Source organism: Halobacteriovorax sp. (genome assembly GCF_041587335.1).
In the GTDB taxonomy this organism is placed as follows: domain Bacteria; phylum Bdellovibrionota; class Bacteriovoracia; order Bacteriovoracales; family Bacteriovoracaceae; genus Halobacteriovorax.
This window is the reverse complement of sequence record NZ_JBFGYP010000278.1, coordinates 1-1,537: the sequence shown is the minus strand read 5'-3', so window position 1 is coordinate 1,537 and position 1,537 is coordinate 1. Positions and strand designations below refer to the sequence as shown.

Annotated in this window: 2 protein-coding genes; both read left to right on the top strand. The window is 31.6% G+C overall.

The features are described 5' to 3' along the window. Nucleotides 1-47 precede the first annotated feature (47 nt). Nucleotides 48-953 carry a PleD family two-component system response regulator gene (locus ABX784_RS17400; protein WP_372656326.1) on the top strand — a complete coding sequence of 302 codons (906 nt, stop codon included), beginning with the start codon at nt 48-50 and terminating at the stop codon, nt 951-953. Continuing rightward, a partial coding sequence (locus ABX784_RS17395; protein ID WP_372656325.1) for a glycosyltransferase occupies nt 953-1,537 on the top strand: 585 nt, incomplete at its 3' end. The genes ABX784_RS17400 and ABX784_RS17395, both read left to right, overlap by 1 nt.

Genomic DNA, 1,537 nt, shown 5'->3' with positions numbered 1-1,537 from the left:
ATTATACTATATAAATAGAAATTATTCGAAAGAAAACTGGAGAAATTTTGATAGACATTAAAGAAGTCGTTCAACATTCTGGTAAAAAGAAAGTTGTTGTTATAGATGATGAAGTCGTCACTCGTAAGGTTGTATCTAAAGCTCTTGAAGACGACTTTGACGTATATATTGTGACAAATATATTTGAGTCTATTCGCATTTGTGAAGTTCAAATGCCTGATGTAATACTACTTGATCTTCTTATGCCAAGTGTTGATGGATTTGAGATTTTAGAGCTTCTTAAAAACCATGCTGTTTTATGTGATATTCCAGTTGTCTGTATGAGCTCTAGTGAAGACTCAAGTGATAGGAAAAGAATTCGTAATCTTGGAGCGATTGGTTTCATAAAAAAACCTATCAGTGTTAAGACTCTAGCAGATGATATTAATCAAGTTCTTGAGTCTGTTACAAACGTCATTTCCTCAGTGAAAAATCACGTCGAGTTTATAACTACCTTTAACTCGCTAGAGAAAGATAAATACATTCTAAAAATACTCACGAATATCGCAGAAGATGAAAAAGTTATTTTCTTGTCGTGGGACAAAGGTGATTATTTCTATGAAGAAAATGAATTAATTAAGAAGTATATTGATGATGAAAGACTTATATTTTTAGAGACTAAGCCAAGTTTAATTACAAAGTTTTCTTATATGCAAGATTTGTCACCTCTTCTAGACGATATTACTCGTTTTACTGGAAGAAGATCAAGAGACATAACGTTAGTTATTGATGAAATTCGCAACTTGATCAATGACCAAAATTCAGATCGTGGAGTATCTCAGGCATATAAATTATCTCAAAACCTTCATAATAACTTTAAAAATGTTACTTATTTAAACTCCCGGCCAAGGAAGAATGATGAGCAGTTGTTTTTAAATAAAATTGGAAAAATCTTAGTCGGAAATAGATTGTAATGAAAACTAATTACTCTAGTATAGTCAGTATTGTTACAATTACAATTATCTGTTCTCTACTTACGGTAACATTCTATTTGAATATTCCTGAAAACTGGAAGTTTGAAAACCCTCTTGCAACATTTGTTGCAAATATTATGCTTTATTATTTAATTTTAATTTTTATTAGAACTTTTCTTTTACTTATATTGTCATTTTTGGAAGTAGTATTCTACAAAAGAAGCAAATTGATTGATATTTTTCCTCTCGTGACTATTATAATTCCCGCCTTTAACGAAGAAAAAGTTTTAACTCCTGCTATAGAGTCTGTACTTGAGATAGACTACCCAAATCTTGAGGTTCTTGTTGTGGACGATGGATCTACTGATGATACATTTATTGTAGCCAAAGAAATGGAGAAACATTCTCAAGTTAGAGTCATTCATCAAGCAAATGCAGGAAAGTCTGAGGCCTTAAATTATGGAATATCTGAGGCTTTAGGCGATTACTTTGTTTGTATGGATGCTGATAGTGTACTTAGTAAAAATATCCTTTTAGAAGCAATTCCATATTTTGAAGATGACCCAAACCTTGCGGCTGTTGCT